This is a genomic window from Agrobacterium sp. (genome assembly GCF_059499945.1).
In genome coordinates this window covers 296458-313941 of record NZ_JCABZP010000011.1, presented here as the reverse complement: position 1 = coordinate 313941, position 17484 = coordinate 296458, and the positions used below count along the sequence as shown (strand labels likewise).

14 protein-coding genes and 1 riboswitch are annotated in these 17484 nt (G+C 61.0%); of the genes, 3 read left to right on the top strand and 11 right to left on the bottom strand.

Annotated elements, in window-relative coordinates:
• Positions 1-94: 94 nt before the first annotated feature.
• Positions 95-1468 (bottom strand): aspartate aminotransferase family protein, encoded by a 1374-nt coding sequence (locus AC5I5B_RS10380; RefSeq protein WP_087745710.1) that lies wholly within the window; start codon positions 1466-1468, stop codon positions 95-97.
• Positions 1469-1482: 14 nt separating this feature from the next.
• Positions 1483-2319 carry a GNAT family N-acetyltransferase gene (locus tag AC5I5B_RS10375; protein ID WP_087745708.1) on the bottom strand — a complete coding sequence of 279 codons (837 nt, stop codon included), beginning with the start codon at positions 2317-2319 and terminating at the stop codon, positions 1483-1485.
• A gap of 323 nt (positions 2320-2642) precedes the next feature.
• Here AC5I5B_RS10375 and AC5I5B_RS10370 point away from each other — a divergent pair, with 323 nt between their 5' ends.
• Together AC5I5B_RS10370 and AC5I5B_RS10365 are read left to right on the top strand one after the other, a co-directional pair.
• Entirely contained in the window at positions 2643-3311 is a 669-nt protein-coding gene (locus AC5I5B_RS10370) for a haloacid dehalogenase type II (protein ID WP_003506842.1), read from the top strand.
• Between the two features lie 15 nt (positions 3312-3326).
• The gene (locus AC5I5B_RS10365) at positions 3327-4601 is read left to right on the top strand and encodes an NAD(P)/FAD-dependent oxidoreductase (protein WP_080864838.1); all 1275 of its coding nucleotides are present in this window, start codon (positions 3327-3329) and stop codon (positions 4599-4601) included.
• Between the two features lie 208 nt (positions 4602-4809).
• Here AC5I5B_RS10365 and AC5I5B_RS10360 read toward each other — a convergent pair whose 3' ends face one another.
• From AC5I5B_RS10360 to argE, 9 genes are all read right to left on the bottom strand, one after another.
• The gene (locus AC5I5B_RS10360; protein WP_111833928.1) at positions 4810-6267 is read right to left on the bottom strand and encodes an NAD-dependent succinate-semialdehyde dehydrogenase; all 1458 of its coding nucleotides are present in this window, start codon (positions 6265-6267) and stop codon (positions 4810-4812) included.
• 15 nt (positions 6268-6282) lie between these two features.
• Positions 6283-7326, bottom strand: a complete 1044-nt coding sequence (locus AC5I5B_RS10355; RefSeq protein WP_111797135.1) for a tartrate dehydrogenase — start codon at positions 7324-7326, stop codon at positions 6283-6285.
• Positions 7327-7339: 13 nt separating this feature from the next.
• Complete coding sequence (locus AC5I5B_RS10350; RefSeq protein ID WP_111833852.1) at positions 7340-8803, bottom strand: aldehyde dehydrogenase family protein; 1464 nt, start codon at positions 8801-8803, stop codon at positions 7340-7342.
• Positions 8804-8944: 141 nt separating this feature from the next.
• On the bottom strand, positions 8945-10912 hold the full coding sequence (locus AC5I5B_RS10345; protein WP_111833851.1) for a hydantoinase B/oxoprolinase family protein: 1968 nt from the start codon (positions 10910-10912) through the stop codon (positions 8945-8947).
• A gap of 3 nt (positions 10913-10915) precedes the next feature.
• Entirely contained in the window at positions 10916-12958 is a 2043-nt protein-coding gene (locus tag AC5I5B_RS10340) for a hydantoinase/oxoprolinase family protein (protein ID WP_111833850.1), read from the bottom strand.
• Between the two features lie 128 nt (positions 12959-13086).
• Positions 13087-13542: a GNAT family N-acetyltransferase gene (locus AC5I5B_RS10335; RefSeq protein ID WP_111833849.1), complete on the bottom strand. Its 456-nt coding sequence runs from the start codon at positions 13540-13542 to the stop codon at positions 13087-13089.
• Positions 13539-13895, bottom strand: a complete 357-nt coding sequence (locus tag AC5I5B_RS10330; RefSeq protein WP_111833848.1) for a cupin domain-containing protein — start codon at positions 13893-13895, stop codon at positions 13539-13541. Before AC5I5B_RS10330 ends, AC5I5B_RS10335 begins: the two co-directional genes overlap by 4 nt.
• Positions 13896-13921: 26 nt before the next feature.
• Complete coding sequence (locus AC5I5B_RS10325) at positions 13922-14845, bottom strand: 2-hydroxyacid dehydrogenase (RefSeq protein ID WP_003506824.1); 924 nt, start codon at positions 14843-14845, stop codon at positions 13922-13924.
• A gap of 23 nt (positions 14846-14868) precedes the next feature.
• A complete protein-coding gene (gene argE, locus AC5I5B_RS10320) occupies positions 14869-15993 on the bottom strand; it encodes an acetylornithine deacetylase (RefSeq protein WP_003506822.1) in 1125 nt (374 codons plus the stop codon).
• A gap of 203 nt (positions 15994-16196) precedes the next feature.
• Here argE and AC5I5B_RS10315 point away from each other — a divergent pair, with 203 nt between their 5' ends.
• Positions 16197-17075: a GNAT family N-acetyltransferase gene (locus tag AC5I5B_RS10315; RefSeq protein ID WP_111833847.1), complete on the top strand. Its 879-nt coding sequence runs from the start codon at positions 16197-16199 to the stop codon at positions 17073-17075.
• Between the two features lie 39 nt (positions 17076-17114).
• Positions 17115-17349, top strand: a riboswitch (cobalamin riboswitch).
• The last annotated feature ends 135 nt before the right edge of the window (positions 17350-17484 follow it).

Genomic DNA, 17484 nt, shown 5'->3' with positions numbered 1-17484 from the left:
CGCCGAAATGGATCGGCTCTTCGGCAGAATATTGCGAATATGCGGTGCGTTGCGACATTTCGAGAGGGTGCCGCAACGCTGCCCTTCTATCGGCTCAGGCCATGGCGGCCCTGACGGCCGGGTCTTCGAGTGTCTGGTCGAGCGTCTTCAGCGTCCGCTCGATAATGGCGTCGATCTCACTATCGGTGCAGCAGAGCGGCGGCGCGTAACCGAGAATGCCGTTTGCAAAGGCGCGCACGATCAGGCCGTTTTCCCAGGCGCGGTCGAAAACCTTGCGTGCAGGGGCCGCTGCAGCCGGCAGCGGCGTCTTTTTGTCCTTGTCGGTCACAAGTTCGATGGCGGCAAGCATGCCGCGGCCGCGCACATCGCCAACAAGCGGATGGTTTTTCAGGCCTTCCAGGCCGGCCATCAGCCTTTGACCGGCACGGCGGCCGTTTTCCAGCAGTCCACCCTCGTAAAGTTTCAGCACTTCGAGACCGACGGCGGCGCTGACAGGGTGGGCGGAGTAGGTGTATCCATGCCCCACGGCGGCATCGCCGGCAAAGTCAGCTATTGTATCATAGACGTGATCCGCCATGAAGACAGCGCCCATCGGCACATAACCTGACGTCAGACCCTTTGCGGCCGTGATGAAATCAGGCACGATGTCCTCGTCGGTGCAGGCAAAGAGCGGTCCGGTGCGGCCGAAGCCGGTGATGACCTCATCGGCGACGAAGAGAATGCCGTAGGAACGGCAGAGGTCGCGCATGGCCTTGATCCAGCCCGGCGGCGGCACCAGAACGCCGCCCGAGCCCTGAATGGGTTCCGCATAAAATGCGGCGACCCGGTCCGGGCCGATGGCCTCGATCTTGTCTTTGAGAATTTGCAGGGAGGAGGCAACGATCGCGGCCGGATCGCTGCCGGCCGGATTGCGGTAGGCGTAGTGCGACGGAATTTTGTGCTGCCAGTCATAAGGCACACCGAAACCCGCATGGAAAGCGGGTAGCGCCGTGAGACCCGACCCAGCGGTAGTGGAGCCGTGATAACCCTGTTCGATGGAGATGAACTGGTCGCGTTGCGGCTGGCCTTTCGCGTGCCAGTAATAGCGGATGAAGCGGATGGTGCTGTCCACCGCATCGGAACCGCCAAGCGTGAAATAGACATGGTTGAGATCACCCGGCGCGCGGTCGGCGAGTTCGGAAGCAAGCCGGATCGCCGGTTCACTGCCGATATCGAAATAGGCAGTGGCATAGGGCAGCTCACGCATCTGTTTGGCTGCCGCTTCGACGATGCTGTCATGCCCGTAACCGGCATTGACGCACCAGAGGCCGGCAAAACCGTCGATGAGCTGGTGACCGGTCATGTCGGTGACCGTGGCGCCGCTTGCCGATTTCAGCACCCGCACACCAAGCTTCTCATGGCCGCGGAAGGAGGAGACGGGGTGCACCAGATGGGCGCGGTCCAGTTCGATCAGTGAATTGCTTAACATGGGTCTCTCCAGATTCAGCCCAGTGCCTGGCTGGTCAATGCGAATGTTTTCAGTTTTTTGTCGGCAGAGGTTTCCGTCTTCGCCCGGCGCATGGCGATGCCGCCGCCGACATGGGCAAGGCCACGTTCGGCAAGCCAGGGGCCAAGACCGGTATCGGCGGTGGTATCCACGCGCAGGAATGCGCCGGGGCGCTCGGAAACTCCAAAGGCGATCAAATCCCTAGCGATTTCAGCATTTTCCGCCACGACCGGGCCGATGACCTCGCCGCGCCCGAAGGTGCGAAGGGCGGCAAAACCCTTGATGACGCCCTGTTTCTCAACGATCGCGAAACGTGCCCTGTCGGCAAGCGCTGCAAAGAGCGCCGTGCGATCCGCGCCGAAAGCCTCCGCATCGAGTGCCGCAAGCGCGGCCGGATCAATGGTTTCGACCCAGATGACACCGGTTGGCCTGTCGGTCGTCACCGGAATTCCCTGATGTTGACGCACCTCGCCGCAGGCGACGAAGCCCAGTTTTTCGTAGAGCGGCAGGCCGTCGGCCGTGGCGACCAGACGGCATTCGCGGTCTTCTGCTGCGTCCATTGCCGCCTGCATCAGTTGACGCCCGAGGCCGCGGCCGCGCATGCTCTCATCCACGATCACCATATTGACGGTGGCGCAGCTTTCTCCGAGAAGCGTCGCCATGGCGGTGCCGACGACGCGTCCGTTCTCAAGGGCGACAAAACCCTTGCTCAGGGAAAGGACCAGCGCCCAGTCTTCCTTCCGGTGCGGCCAGCCGGCCTGGCGGGAAAGTTCAACGGCCGCGTCGAGGTGGTCCGGTTGAAACATTTGGATATCGATCAGGCTCGCCTGCATGCCGGAACTCCGTTTTTTCTTACTCTTCATTGATAGACTGACGCCGGAAGAAGATTGTCCCGACAAATGGGAAGGTTCGATATGTTTCGCTGTTGCTTTTATCCGCCGCCGCATCTTATGCCGCATCTTGTCCGCACCCGGTCGTAAAACCAGGGCGGGCGGCGGCTTTCGGTTGGGCTCAACGCAACTCTCTGCCAAACTGGCGGCTGCATACGCAACAATCTGCTTCCGCTGATGGCAATTGCGGTGCGCCGACCGGGCAAAGGCTTTCTATGATCAATTCATTCCGGCACGGCCGATCCCCAAGCAAGGATGACGACGATATGACCATCTTCCGCCCGAAATACATCTCCTTTGATTGCTACGGCACGCTGATCAATTTCCAGATGGCAGAGGCCGCCCGTGATCTCTATGGCGATCGCCTGGATGAAGCGCAGATGCAGCAGTTCATCAAGAATTTTGCGGCCTACCGTCTTGATGAGATCATGGGCGACTGGAAGCCCTATGCTCAGGTGGTCCACAATTCGCTTTCGCGCAGCTGCAAGCGCAATGGTGTCGCTTTCAAGGATGAAGATGCCACCTTCGTTTACGAGCGCGTTCCGACCTGGGGGCCGCATGCCGATGTTCCGGCCGGCCTCGCGAAGGTTGCGAAGGAAATTCCCCTCGTCATCCTGTCCAACGCCATGAATTCGCAGATCATGTCGAATGTCGAAAAGCTCGGCGCACCCTTCCATGCGGTCTATACCGCCGAGCAGGCACAGGCTTACAAGCCGCGTTTCAAGGCCTTCGAATATATGTTTGACATGCTCGGCTGCGGTCCGGAAGATATGCTGCATGTTTCCTCCTCGTTCCGTTACGATCTGATGTCGGCCCACGATCTCGGCATCAAGAACAAGGTCTGGGTCAATCGCGGCCACGAGCCCGCCAATCCCTATTATGGTTATGTCGAGATATCAGATATTTCCGGCCTGGCAGGCGTGGTTGGATTGTAAGGAAAGGTCGGGACCATGAAGTTCGTCTCCTATTGGCACGATACCGCGCCGCAATTTTCAGGTGCCGCGCAAGGTCCCGTCGAAGGTCATTATGATGTCGCCGTCATCGGCGGCGGCTTCACCGGTCTCGGGGCCGCGCGCCAGCTGGCCAAGGCGGGCGCGCGGGTGGTCGTTCTCGAAGGGGAGCGGGTCGGTTGGGGCGCCTCTGGCCGCAATGGCGGGCACCTCAACAATGGCCTTGCCCATTCCTATCTCTCCGCCAAGGCGGAACTGGGCAAGGAACGCGCGATCGCCCTCTACAAGGCGCTGGACGATTCAGTCGACACGCTGGAAGCACTGATCGCGGAGGAGGGGATTGATTGCAATTTCCGCCGTTCCGGCAAGCTGAAGCTCGCTTCCAAGCCGCAGCATTTCGAAGGTCTGGCAAGGAATTTCGAGGCGTTGCATGCCGAGGTTGATCCCGATACGGCTCTCTTGTCGGCTGCTGATCTCGAGGCGGAAATCGGCTCGCCCTTTTATGGCGCCATGCTCTCGAAGAAGAGCGCGATGATGCATATGGGCCGCTATGTGGCCGGCCTTGCCGAAGCCGCCAGCCGCCATGGCGCGGTGATCTTCGAAAAAGCGGCGGTGACGAAACACATCCAGAACGGCAAGCTCCATGAGCTGGAGACCGTCCGCGGTAAGGTCACGGCCAACAATGTGCTTGTTGCTACCGGGGCTTACACACCCTCCGGCTTCGGTTATTTCCGCCGCCGCATCATCGCGGTCGGCAGTTTCATCATCGCCACGCGGCCGCTGACGGATGCCGAAATCAAGGCTTCGGTTCCCGGCAACCGCACCTATGTCAACTCCATGAATATTGGCAATTATTTCCGGCTCTCGCCTGACAACCGGCTGATCTTTGGTGGCCGCGCCCGTTTTTCCGCAACTTCGGATCAGCGTTCGGACTCCAAAAGCGGTGCGATCCTGACGGAAAGCCTGCATCGCATTTTCCCGCAGCTTGCCCATGTGCCGATCGATTATTGCTGGGGCGGACTGGTTGACATGACCAAGGATCGTTATCCGCGCGCAGGTTTCCATGACGGCGTCTGGTACGCCATGGGCTATTCCGGCCACGGTGCGCAGCTTTCCACCCATCTCGGCATGATCATGGCCGACGCCATTCTCGGGCGGCCGGACAACAATCCGCTGAAGGGGCTGGACTGGCCGGCGGTGCCGGGTCATTTCGGCAAGCCCTGGTTCCTGCCGCTGGTGGGATTCTATTATAAGATGCTGGATAAGATTCAGTAGAAGGGCTGTTAGTTCTTCCGTCATGCCGGACTTGATCCGGCATCCAGCCACAACGCGGTGAAAGAATTTCTTGCGATCAATGACTTGATCGCACTGAATCCGGACTGTGTCCGGGGTGACGGCGTGTAAATGCTGCCGCTTTTTCAATCCCACGCTTCAAAAAAGAAGGGCCGCAGAGCGGCCCTTTAGGCGGGGATGAGAAAAAGGCTCAAGCGAGCCCACCGATATGGAAGGTCTTGATCTCCAGATATTCCTCGATACCGACCTGCGCGCCCTCGCGGCCGAGGCCGGATTGCTTGACGCCGCCGAAGGGGGCGACTTCGGTGGAGATGAGGCCGGTATTGAGGCCGACCATGCCGAATTCCAGCGCTTCGCCCACACGCCAGGCGCGCTTGAGGCTCTCGGTATAGAAATAGGCGGCGAGGCCGAAGGGCGTGCCATTGGCGATGGCGAGTGCTTCTTCTTCCGTCTCGAAGCGGAAGAGCGGTGCGACGGGCCCGAAGGTCTCTTCGCTTGCCAGAAGCATGCCGGTCGTGGCGTCCGTCAGCACCACCGGTGCCGTATATTGCGGACCTTCCGGCAGATTGCGCGGCTTGGTGATGATCGTCGCGCCCTTGGAAACGGCGTCGTCGATATGGGCGCGGATCTTGGCGATGGCCGGCTCGTTGATCATCGGGCCGATGGAGACCCCCGCTTCCGTGCCGGGGCCGACCCGCATGGCATCGACGCGATCCGCCAGTTTTTTCGCGAAGGCGTCGTAAACACCAGACTGGACGAGAATGCGGTTGGCGCAGACGCAGGTCTGGCCGCCATTGCGGAATTTCGAAATGAGGGCGCCTTCAATGGCGAGATCGAGATCGGCATCGTCGAAAACGATGAAGGGCGCATTGCCGCCCAGTTCCAGCGACAGTCGTTTTATGCTGTCGGCGGCGCCACGCATCAAAAGCGAACCGACGCGGGTGGAGCCGGTGAAGGAAATCTTGCGAACCGTCTCGTTGGCCATGATTTCGTTGCCGATTTCCGTCGGCATGCCGGTGACGATGTTGATGACACCTGCGGGAATGCCGGCCCGTTCGGCGAGCACGCCGAGCGCCAGAGCCGAATAGGGTGTGAATTCCGATGGCTTGATGACCACGGTACAGCCGGCTGCGAGTGCGGGCGCGACCTTGCGGGTGATCATGGCGTTCGGGAAGTTCCATGGCGTGATGATGCCGCAGACGCCGACAGCCTCCTTCAGCACCACGATGCGCCGGTCCGGCGTCGGCGAAGGAATGGTGCCGCCGCCGATGCGCCGCGCCTCTTCCGCAAACCATTTGACGAAGGATGCGCCATAGCGGATTTCGCCCTTTGCCTCATCGAGCGGCTTGCCCTGTTCCGTGGTCAGGATCAGGCCGAGATCGTCTATATGCTCGATCATCAGCGCGAACCATTTTTCGAGAAGTGCCGCACGCTCCGCATGGGTCTTCTTCTTCCACGGGCCGAAGGCGGCGTTGGCGGCCTCGATGGCCGCGCGCGTTTCCGCGCTCCCCATATCGGGAACGGTACCGATCACGGCCTGCGTCGCGGGGTCGATGACATCGACCGCCTTGCCCGACGCTGCCGTCTTCCATGCGCCGCCGATCAAGCCCGTCTGGCGAAAGAGTTCTTTGTCCTTCAAGCCCTGCATCATAATTCTCCGAAATCAGTCGAGTGCCGCAAGAATCGCGGCGGTGATGGCGTCTGTCTTGTCCTTACCCGGCACCGTGCCGATACCCCGGCCGGTCGCCTTTTCCAGCGCCGTCATGATGCGCACTGCTGCATCTTTTTCGCCGAGATGCTCGAGCATCATCGCGCCGGACCAGATGGCGGCAATGGGGTTGGCTATGCCGAGATGGGCGATATCGGGGGCCGAACCATGCACCGGCTCGAACATGGAAGGCGCGCTGCGGTCAGGGTTGATATTGGCGGAAGCGGCAAAACCAAGACCGCCCTGAATGGCCGCGCCGAGATCGGTCAAAATGTCGCCGAAGAGGTTGGAGGCGACCACGACATCAAGGCTTTCCGGGGCCATCACCATGCGTGCCGCCATGGCGTCGATGTGATAGCTGGAAACTTCGACATCGGGATATTCGGCAGCGAGCTTGTGTGTCACCTCATCCCAGAAGACCATCGAATATTTCTGGGCATTGGACTTGGTAATGGAAGCGAGCTTGCCGCGACGCTTCTGCGCCTGCTCGAAGCCGAAACGCAGGATACGTTCCACGCCCTTGCGGGTGAAGATCGAGGTTTCGACCGCAACTTCATCATCGGTGCCCTGATGCACGCGGCCGCCCGCGCCGGAATATTCGCCTTCCGTGTTTTCGCGGATGCAGAGAATGTCGAATCCATCGGCCTTCAAAGGTCCCTGCACGCCGGGCAGAAGCCGGTGAGGGCGGATATTGGCATATTGCACGAAGGCCTTGCGGATCGGCAGCAGCAGGCCGTGCAGCGAGACTGAGTCCGGCACTTCCGCCGGCCAGCCGACTGCGCCGAGCAGAATGGCGTCGAAGCCGCGCAGGGTTTCGATACCGTCCTTCGGCATCATCGCGCCGGTTTCCTTGTAGAAGGCGCAGGACCAGGGGAATTCCGTGCCTTCAAGTGCAAAACCGGAGGTTTGGGCGGCGGCGTTGAGCACTTGCCAGGCGGCATCAGTTACGCTTTTGCCGATGCCGTCTCCGGGAATGAGTGCGATGCGATGCGTTTTCAAGAGAATTCCCCTGTTACAGTCCAATCAGGACGCTTTTGCTCTTGCGGTTGGCGAGATAGGCCTCCCGTCCGAGATCCTTGCCGATGCCGGAGCGTTTGTAACCGCCTGTCGGCAATATGTGGTCGCGGGAGCGGCCGTAACGGTTGACCCAGATCGTTCCGGCCTGAATGGCGCGTGACAGGCGCATCACACGCGAGATATCACGGCTGAAAAGACCCGCCGCCAGACCGTAAGTCGGATGATCGGAAAGCGCCAGAGCCTCTTCTTCCGTCCGGAAGGACTGCAGCGTCAGCACCGGGCCGAAGATTTCCTCGGTGACGGCAGGAGAGGTCTGGTCGACATTGGCGATCAGCGTCGGCTGATAGAAATAGCCGGGGCCATCCATGATCGCGCCGCCCGTCAGGCATTCGCCGCCATGGGCGACGGCGGCCTGAACGATGCCGTCGATGCGCTTTCGCTGCACTTCGGAGATAATAGGCGAATATTGCGTCGTCTCGTCCCATGTCGGGCCGGGCTTCACCGCCTTCATGCGGGCGATGATCGCGGCGGAAAGGGCATCTGCCGCACTTTCTTCAACGATGATGCGGGAACCGGCCACGCAGGCCTGCCCGGCATTGGAGAGAATATTGCCGGCAATGGCCGCCGCCGCTTTTTCGATATCGGCATCGGCAAAGACCAGTTGCGGGCTCTTGCCGCCGAGCTCCAGCGTCATGGGCTTGATGCCGGTGCGGGCGATATTGGCCATGATGGCGGCGCCCGCGGCTGTGGAGCCGGTGAAGCTGACCTTGGAGATATCAGGGTGCCCGGTGATGGCATTGCCCGTCACAGGCCCGTCACCCAGTACGATATTTATGAGACCGGCGGGGAGCCCGGCCTTGATCGCCAGCTGTGCCATGAAAATGCTGGAGAAGGGCGTCATTTCCGAGGGTTTCAGCACCACGGCATTACCGGCGGCAAGCGCCGGGCCGAGCTTCCAGCCCGCCATGGAGACGGGGAAATTCCATGGCGTGATGGCGCCGACGACACCATAGGGTTCGGTCATGATCATGCCGAGGCTCGCATCGTCGGTCGGCACCAGATCGCCGCCTTCTTTGTCGGCGAATTCGGCAAAGAAACGGATTTGCTCGGCGGTGACGGCGATATCGCCGGCGATCAGCTGGCCCACGGGCCGCGTCGAGGAGAGCGCCTCGATTTTTGCCAGCGTCTCGGCTTCCTGTTCGATCAGGTCGGCCCAGCGCTGCAAGACCTTTGTACGCTCACGCGGGCGCACGCCGCCCCAGTTGCTGCTCTTCAACGCAGCCTTGGCAGTCTGCACCGCTTCATCGACCAGCGCTGCATCCGCCTTGGGACAACCGGCATATCCAACGCCATCGGATGGGCGGTGCATGTCGATGCCGTTTGCCGCCGTAATCAGCCGGTCGCCGATGAAGTGGCCGATCGGCAGGGACAAGCTGTCTGGATCGAAGCTGAGCGTCATGTGGAATCCTTTCTGGATATGCCCCAACGCTAATCCCTGACGGCAAGCAGCATCGACCGACTGCGGCGTGGGCGGTGAATGAAAATCCTGTTTTGCCACCGGCAGACAGCGCAATCTTCGGCGGCGAAGGCAGGCCGCCGGTCAAACGCCGTAGCGTGCACTTATCCGGTCGAAAATCCCGGCCATCCGCTCGCAAAGAGGCCGGGGATCGTCGCCTTCGTTTTCGACTGCTTCAAACACCCGGTGTTTCAGGAAGAAACGCCATCCCACGGGCGATTTTTGCAGAAATTGAGTCAACAGGTCATAACGTTCCCGGGTCCAGACCGCCTCGAAGGCGAGCCGCTCCGGTCCATAACTGATGATATCGTACGTCTTTCGGCGCGGTGTGGAGCGCAGGGCGGCCGTCGCTTCTTCATCGATCTCATCGCCGATGAGCGCGACCCCGTAGTGTCTTGCAGCATTTTCTGCCGAGACCGCACCACGCCGCACATCGCGAAGCACGGCCTGTTGCGGGCGGGTGAAGGGGTCGCCGTAACCGCCCGCTCCCGGTCCGATGACACGAATGACATCACCCGGGCCGCAATGGACGATATCGGTATTGCCGAGTGAGATTTCGCCCTCCGTATCGGGATTGCGGAGAAAGCGGGAAATCAGCCCCGGGCCCGCACCATTGACGCCCCAGCTTGCCATCAGCGAGCGATTGCGGTTGCGTGCCGTGACCACCGTTTCCGGCGAGGATATTTCAAACTCCATGATGGCCGAAAGCCCGCCGCGAAAATGGCCTGCCCCGCCGGTATCGCGTTGCAACCCATAACGACGGAAGAGGATCGGCACCTCCGCTTCGCTGATTTCGATCGGCGTGTTGCGCAGAAAGCCGGTGGCGCCGCCGGCGCCGTCGCTGCCGTCGCAGAAGGGCGTACCGCCGCCACCGCCGCCAACCGGGCCGATGGAGGCCATGACCGGGCGGCCGCTCCGGTCGCTGGTCTTGATGTTCATGATGGCGTTTCCGCCGGGGGAGGCAGCGGGAATAAGCTCGGGCAGGGCCTTTGCGAAAGCGCCGATGGTGACGATCTGGGTCATGGCGCAGGTGAGTGAGCGCATGCCGACAGCGGCCGGGCGTTGACAATTGACGATCGTGCCTTCCGGCAGCACGGCCCGTACCGGGCGCAGGGTCCCGGCGTTCAGAAGCAGGCTGTTATCGAGCGTATAAAGCACATAGGTCAGGCCGACCATGACGAGTGAATGTCGCTCGCGACCGCCGGTCGGCATATTCAGCGACGAGCCGAGCTGCGGATCGCTGCCGGTATAGTCGAGAACCGCCTCGCCGCCGCGGATTTTCAGCGTCAGCGCCACGCGGCATGGCCGGCCGCCAACGGAATCCTCGTCGGCATAGTCGGCAAAGAAGTAATCGCCATCGGGAACCCTGGTGAGGATTTGCCGGGTCTGCTCTTCCGCATAGTCGAAAATCTGGCGCACACCGTCCAGAAAATCGTCAAAGCCGAAACGGGCGACGATCTCCTGCATCTTGCGTTCGCCGATGTTGACGGAGGCGATCTGGGCGTGGAGGTCGCCGATATTCTGTTCCGGCATGCGAACATTGGCCTTCATCATGTCGATGATGAAGGGATCGAGCCTGCCTTTGCGAACGAGCTTGACTGGCGGGATGCGCAGGCCTTCCTGCTCGATTTCGGAAAGCGAGCGGGACAATGAGGCGGGAACCGCGCCGCCGACGTCGGTATTGTGAATGTGCCCGACCGCGAAACAGGCGATTTTGCCCTCGTGGAAGACCGGTTTCCAGATGTGGATATCCGGCGAGTGGGTGGCGACGAAACCGCTATAGGGATCGTTGGTGATGCAGATATCGCCGTCTTCATACTCCTCGAACATGGAAATCAGCGGCGCGTAATCGATGCCGCTATACCAGGGCGCGCCGAATTGCCGGGGATTGGCGAAGGCAAGCCCCTCGCGCGTCACCACCTGGCAGGAAAAATCCTCGGTTTCCTTGACGAAGGCGGAATGGGCGGTGCGCATCAGCGTGAAGGCCATGGCGTCGGCGGCGGCAGAGCAGAAATTGGCAAGGACCTTGAGGTTGCGGCGATCGATGGCCATGGATCAAAACTCCCTCTTGGTAATGACGAGATTGCCGAAATGGTCCACATGGACGGAGAAGTCGGGCGGCACCACGGTGGTGGTGTCGTCCTGAAGGATGATGGCGGGACCATCGAAATCGTGTCCGGCCGCCAGATCGGCACGATGATAGATAGCCATGTCGTGTTCCATGCCGCCAAACCAGCCTTTCGCGTGGAAGCGCGGTTTAGCGGGACCGGTGGCCATGCCTGTCTCCCGAAGAGGGGGCTTCGGTGTTCGGCCGGAAACGACGAGCCTGAGGTTGACCATCTGTACGGCCGCCCGTTCATCGGAATGGCCATAAAGACGGGCATGTTCTTCGTGGAAAGCCTTGTTGATGGCGCCGGCGTCACCTCTGCCCAGCCATTCCGGCTGCAGCGTGGTTTCGATTTCGTAGGACTGGCCGCGATAGCGCATGTCGGCGGAAAGCCGCATGTCGCAATCACCGTTAAAACCCTGTTCCTTCAGCCAGTTGCGGCCGGTCTCCTGCATTTCGGTGAGAAGGGGGGCGAGATCAGAGGCCGCCCTGTCGTCCACCTCGCAATAGGTGGTGCGGATGAAATCATTCTTGAGATCGGCAATCAGGCCGCCGAGCGCGGAAACGACACCGGGGGTGGGCGGCACCACCACACCTTTCATATCCAGTTCGCGGGCAAGGAAACAGGCGAGCATCGCGCCCGCGCCGCCGAAAGCGAAGAGGTGAAATTCGCGCGGGTCGATGGCGAAGCGGGAGGTCAGGGCGTTCACCTCCGCATACATGCCCGAGACGGCGATATCGACGATGTTGCCGGCGAGCGCCTCGACGGAAAGGCCGAGTTTTTCGGCAAGCGGCAAGAGGGCGGCGCGCGCTGCGGCGTGATCGACGGTCACTGCGCCATAACCGAGCGGCATGTGGCCGATGAGATTGGCGGCCGCCATGGCGTCCGTGATTGTCGGGCGGTCGCCGCCGCGTCCGTAACAGGCAGGCCCCGGCGTCGAACCGGCACTTTCCGGTCCGACCTGCAACAGGCCGAGACTATCCACCCACGCGACCGAGCCGCCGCCCTGGCCAACGGAACTGACGGAAACGGAGGGAACATGAATCTGGAAATCGCCGATCAGCTCACCGACCCCATATTGGGCCTCGCCATCAAGGATAACGGCCACATCGGCGCTGGTGCCGCCAATGTCCAGGCTCATCACCCGCTCAAAGCCGCTGGCCTTCGCCAGATAACCCGCGCCGATGACGCCGGAGGCGGTGCCCGACAGGATCATCTGCACACATTCGCGCCGCGCCTGATCGATGCCCATGACGCCGCCATTGGTCTTGGTGATGAGCAGCGGGCAGGCAATGCCTTGCCTGCGCAGCACCGTTTCAAAACGATCGAGGTAATGTGCGACGCGCGGCTGGACATAACCACTGATGACGGCGGTGACTGTGCGCTCATATTCGCGGATGATCGGCCATGTCTCGGCAGAGGAGACCACTGGCAATTGCGGTGCGATGCGCTCGATCATCGCCTTCACGGCCCGTTCGTTTTCGGGGTTACGGTAGGAATGCAGGAAGGCGAGAACGATGCCGTCGCAACCGGCTGCAATTGCTCCGGCGACAGCCTTCGCCACATTCTCTTCGTTCGGCGTGAGCTTTATCTCGCCGGTCGCCAGCATGCGTTCGGCTATGCCGAAAACCCGTTCACGCGGGATGAGCGGTTCCGGCCGCACGGAATAGAGATTGTGGATCTGCGGGATTTTCAGGCGTGCAACATCAAGCACGTCCTCGAAATTTTCCGTGGTGAACAGGGCGACGTTCTGGCCGTTGCGCTGGATCACCGTGTTGACACCGACGGTGGTTCCATGGGTGAAATAGGAAACGTCCTTCGCTTCGATGCCGTCGCGCTTTTTCAGCGTATCGAGCGCGAGAAGGATTTCTTCTCCCGGCGCATCGGGGCGGGAAAACACCTTCAGGGTGGAAAGCGAGCCGGTCCCATCGTCAAACACGGCAAAATCCGTAAATGACCCGCCCACATCAACGCCAATGCGATATCCCATCTCTTCCGTCTCCTTTTCCAGTCCTGATGATGCTGTCATCGGGACCGGAAAAGGGCCAAGCATTTATGGGGCAAGGGTCATAGCTCCAGGTTATGATGATGGCCGACATGACGTGCAAGTCAGGCTGATCAGCCTTCGCCGGGTTTTGGCACCGTCATGTAATATTCGGGATGCGGTGCGGCGCGATAGCCGGCCTTTTCATAGACGCCATGGGCGTCGCGGGTCGCGAGCATCCAGCTTGATACCGTTGAGAGCTCCGGATGCCTGCGTATCTCGGTGGCGATCCAGGAAGCAAGGCCGCGACCGCGATGATCCTCCACCGTGAAGACATCGCGCAGATAGCCGAAAACGGCATAGTCCGTCACCAGACGGGCGAAGGCGGCCATGGAACCATCGGGGGCGTAGACGCCAACCGGCAGCGAATGCGAAAGCGCCCGCTTCAGCCGGTCGGCGGTCATTCCCTGCGCCCAGTAGGAATCGCGGGCGAGAAAACCATGGACCAGATCGAAATCGACACGCGTCGGATCGGTGCTCATCACGTAGCCGTCGCGGGTAATTTCGAAAATGGTCGGTTCCCAGCTCATCCGTTCACCGTAACATAGATCTTGCGGACGGTTTCAATGGTTTTCCATACGCCGACGAAGCCCGGCTTCATGACGAAACTGTCGCCCGCCGTATAACGCAGCGGTGCGCCGCCTTCCGGCGTGATTTCGATGACGCCTTCGAGGATATGGCAGAATTCGAAGGTTTCGCCCTTGATCGAATGGCTTTCGCCCGGCGTCGCTTCCCAGATGCCGGTGTGGACGGTGCCGTTGCGGGCTTCGTCCAGCGGCCAGGTTTTGAAGGACGGATCGCCGGAGATGAGGCGTTCCGGCAGGGCCTTGGAAGCTTTCGGTTCGAAGGCGGGATGGGTGTCGATGGTCTTGAGAAGCGGCATGGGTGTCCTTTCCTGGAACGGTATGATCAATATCCGCGGTTGCGGTCGACGAGGCCGAGCGGCTCGAGGCCGGACTGGTATCGTTTGATGTTTTCGACAACGGTGCGTGCTGCCGAATGCGGCTGGGTGACGCTGGCGATATGCGGCGTCAGAAGAATTTTCGGATGGGTCCAGAAACGATGCTCTTCCGGCAGCGGTTCGGGTTCGGTGACGTCGATCACCGCGCCCGAGAGCCCGCCATTATCCAGCGCATCGACGAGGGCGTCGTGGTCGAGTTGTTTGCCGCGCCCGGCGTGAACGAGGCCAGCGCCTTCCGGAAGCATTGCCAGACGTTCGCCGTTCAGAAGCCCCACGGTCTCTTCGGTCAGCGGCAGCAGGCAGACGAGAATATCGCTTGTCGAGAGGATGGCGGCCAATCCGGCTTCGCCGTGATGGCAGGTGACGCCGTCGATCGCGCGCGGGGAACGGCTCCAGCCGGAAAGTGGAAAACCGAAGGGTTTCAGCCGCTCCAGCGCCGCAACACCCAGCATGCCGAGGCCGAGAACGCCCACGCGGCACTCTTCCGCCTGACGTTGCGGCAAAGCCTTCCAGAGTTGCTGGCGCTGCTGTTTTAAATAGACCGGCAGGTTGCGGTGAAGCGCCAGCACGCCAAGGCTTACATATTCCTGCATCATGCGGATGATGCCTTCATCCACCATGCGCACGACCTTCACATGCGCAGGGACCGCATCGATGTGGAACTGATCGACACCCGCACCGATGGAAAACAGGATTTCGAGATTGCGGTAGCGGCCGATATCATCAGGCACGGTCCAGGTGATGAGATATCGAACCGTATCGGCATCAACGCTGGCGGCATCCATCGAGAAGGGCAGCTCCGGCAGGTCGCGGGCCAGGGCCTGCCGGAAAATCTCGCCGCGCTTCGCGTCGGAATTGAAGAAAAACGTCATCTGATATCCGTGGTTCCGAAGGTTTAAACCGTGCAGCGGTTCGCCAGTGTTTCCAGCATTGACTGGCAGGCCGAAAGTTCGCCGGCCGTTATGAATTCGTCCGGCTTGTGGGCGCGGCCGATATCGCCCGGGCCGCAGATGATGGCGTCGATGCCGGCAGCCTGAAAGAGCCCGGCCTCCGTGCCGTAGCTGACGGCGGCGATGCAGGGCGCGCCGGTCAATTCTTCCAGAAGCTTCACGAGCGGCGCATCGGCGGCGAGGGACAGCGCCGGATAATCGCTCATCGGCGCCCATTCTATGTCGATGCCCTCAGCGGCGAGCGCTTCGACGCCGTCACGCACCGGCTGGAGCAGGGCGAGCGGCGACACACCGGCAATCGCTCGTGCTTCCAGTTCGATGGCGCAGAGATCGGGAATGATGTTGATCGCCTGTCCGCCTTTCACCGTGCCGATCTGTAGGGAAGAATAGGGGGGCTCGAATGTCGCCTCGAAGGGGCCCTGCGTGAGGGCCTGTGCGGTCTCGACAGCCTTCGCCATGATGCCGGTGATCAAATGGATGGCGTTCACGCCCTGATCCGGCCGCGAGGAATGGCCGGAGCGGCCGCGAATGGTGATGCGTGCAGCGGCCTTGCCCTTGTGGGCGCGCACGGCACGCAGATTGCTCGGTTCGCCGATGATCGCGCCCGCCGGTTTTGCGCATAGTTCCGGCAATCGGGCAATGAGGTGCGGGACGCCGCGGCAGCCCGCCTCCTCGTCATAGGAAAAGGCAATATGAATGGGGCGATTCAGCGCCATGCGCGAAAATGCCGGTGCCGCGGCGAGAACCGTGGCCAGAAATCCCTTCATGTCGGTGGTTCCGCGTCCGTAAAGACGCTCGCCTTCCGCTCTCAGGGTGAAGGGATCGGAGGACCATTCCGGCTCACCGGCAGGCACCACATCCATATGGCCGGACAGGATGTATCCGCTGGTATCTGTCGGCCCGAAGCTGGCGAAGAGATTGGCGCGGTCGCCCTCGGGACCGGCAAGCAGCGATACTTTCGCGCCGTGACTATCCAGATAATCGGCGATCCACCCGGCGATATCGCCATTGGCGGTTCCGACGACCGATGGGAAGCCGACAAGACGCTCCAGAATTTCGATTGCGTTCATGGCTGTCTCCGCCGCTTCAACGTCGAAAAGCTTAGAGCGGCCGGCGGCGTTTATCTGCTGAAATAGGGGTGTTTTCGGTAGATTGTTGTGTCTTTCCAGCGCTTTCGGAAAATTCCTGCCGGCAAGGCTGGTTATCTTCGGATGTCGTGGGCTGGGCTGCCGGGATCAAGGTTCCGCGCCGGAGGGAATGAGAGCCGTTTGTCATGGAGCTGCTCAAGGTCGATAGTTTCGAGTTGCGAACCGTGGATATCGCCGATGTGGAGGCCGATCATCTGCATGCCCTCTCCATGGCTGTCGGATGGCGATACCACGCGAATGAATGGTGTTTCCTGCGTCAATGTGGCATCGGCCTTGCTGCGCTTGACGAAATTGATCGCGTTGTCGCAACCGCCATGCTGTTTCCTTATGATGAAGGTTTCGCGACGGTCGGTATGGTCATCGTTTCCCCGCGTTTGCAGGGGCAGGGCGTTGCACCGTGGCTGGTGGGGCAACTCATGGCAGATTACCCTGACGCTGCACTGCGGCTGAACGCCACGGAAGCGTCGCGGCGGCTTTTTGCCCGGCTGGGTTTTGCCGGAGATGCGGAAAAAGTACATCTCCTTCGCGGCAAGGCGCGCTGCCCTGCCGAGATGCCGACGCTCGGAAGAAAACAGAGGATCGAGCCGCTTTCGGAGGACCATTTGTCCGCTGTTGCGGATCTGGATCAGGCGGCTTTCGGTGTCTCGCGCCAGCGCGTCCTGCAGCGTCTCCTGCGGGAAAATAAGGGTTATGGCCTGTTCGAGGCGGATCGTCTCGTGGCCTTTGCATTGCGGCGCGCAGCGGGACGGGGCCATATTGTCGGCCCGGTCGTTGCGGGTGAGGAAACGCAGGCCATTGCGCTGGTCAGGCGGCATTTTTCCGATCTGGACGATCAGCTCGTCCGTCTCGATGCCGTGCGTGACAGTGGTCTTCTGACCGACTTTCTGACGCAATCCGGCCTGGTGGTGATCGAAACGCTGACCACCATGTCGAAAAACGTGCCGCAACCGGCCGGCTCTGGTCCCGCAATGATTTTCGCCCTGGCTGGCCCGTCTTTGTGCTGAGGTGCGGCACTATCGCAATTGACGCCCCGCCCGTTGCCCCTTATGTGAGAAAGCGACGGTTCCTGCAGCCGAAAGGCGAAGGGATTAATAGGGAACATGGTGCGGGCGATCTTTTTCGCCCAATGCCGTGGCTGCCCCCGCAACTGTAAGCGGATTGTCGTTCATCCCAGTGACGCTTCAAGGCGTCATGCCACTGTATTCTCTGGAATGCGGGAAGGCAGATGAGTGACGCAAATCCGTGAGCCAGGAGACCTGCCGTCAAAATATGAACCATCGTTACGGGCGGGGAAGCCCGGAGGAGGAGATTGTAATGTTATTTCATAACATTTGGTTTGCGTCCCGTCGTCGTTCTCCGTACAAGACGTCCCGCTGTTGCTGCGCGTTCTGACGCCTGCTGCTCTGGAATAAG

Coding starts and splice junctions, on each gene's coding strand:
- AC5I5B_RS10360 (WP_111833928.1), bottom strand. CDS start 6,267: ATGCAGGGCTTGAAGGACAAAGAACTCTTTCGCCAGACGGGCTTGATC.
- AC5I5B_RS10335 (WP_111833849.1), bottom strand. CDS start 13,542: ATGAGCTGGGAACCGACCATTTTCGAAATTACCCGCGACGGCTACGTG.
- AC5I5B_RS10315 (WP_111833847.1), top strand. CDS start 16,197: ATGGAGCTGCTCAAGGTCGATAGTTTCGAGTTGCGAACCGTGGATATC.
- AC5I5B_RS10365 (WP_080864838.1), top strand. CDS start 3,327: ATGAAGTTCGTCTCCTATTGGCACGATACCGCGCCGCAATTTTCAGGT.
- AC5I5B_RS10345 (WP_111833851.1), bottom strand. CDS start 10,912: ATGGCCATCGATCGCCGCAACCTCAAGGTCCTTGCCAATTTCTGCTCT.
- argE (WP_003506822.1), bottom strand. CDS start 15,993: ATGAACGCAATCGAAATTCTGGAGCGTCTTGTCGGCTTCCCATCGGTC.
- AC5I5B_RS10330 (WP_111833848.1), bottom strand. CDS start 13,895: ATGCCGCTTCTCAAGACCATCGACACCCATCCCGCCTTCGAACCGAAA.
- AC5I5B_RS10325 (WP_003506824.1), bottom strand. CDS start 14,845: ATGACGTTTTTCTTCAATTCCGACGCGAAGCGCGGCGAGATTTTCCGG.
- AC5I5B_RS10380 (WP_087745710.1), bottom strand. CDS start 1,468: ATGTTAAGCAATTCACTGATCGAACTGGACCGCGCCCATCTGGTGCAC.
- AC5I5B_RS10370 (WP_003506842.1), top strand. CDS start 2,643: ATGACCATCTTCCGCCCGAAATACATCTCCTTTGATTGCTACGGCACG.
- AC5I5B_RS10350 (WP_111833852.1), bottom strand. CDS start 8,803: ATGACGCTCAGCTTCGATCCAGACAGCTTGTCCCTGCCGATCGGCCAC.
- AC5I5B_RS10375 (WP_087745708.1), bottom strand. CDS start 2,319: ATGCAGGCGAGCCTGATCGATATCCAAATGTTTCAACCGGACCACCTC.
- AC5I5B_RS10340 (WP_111833850.1), bottom strand. CDS start 12,958: ATGGGATATCGCATTGGCGTTGATGTGGGCGGGTCATTTACGGATTTT.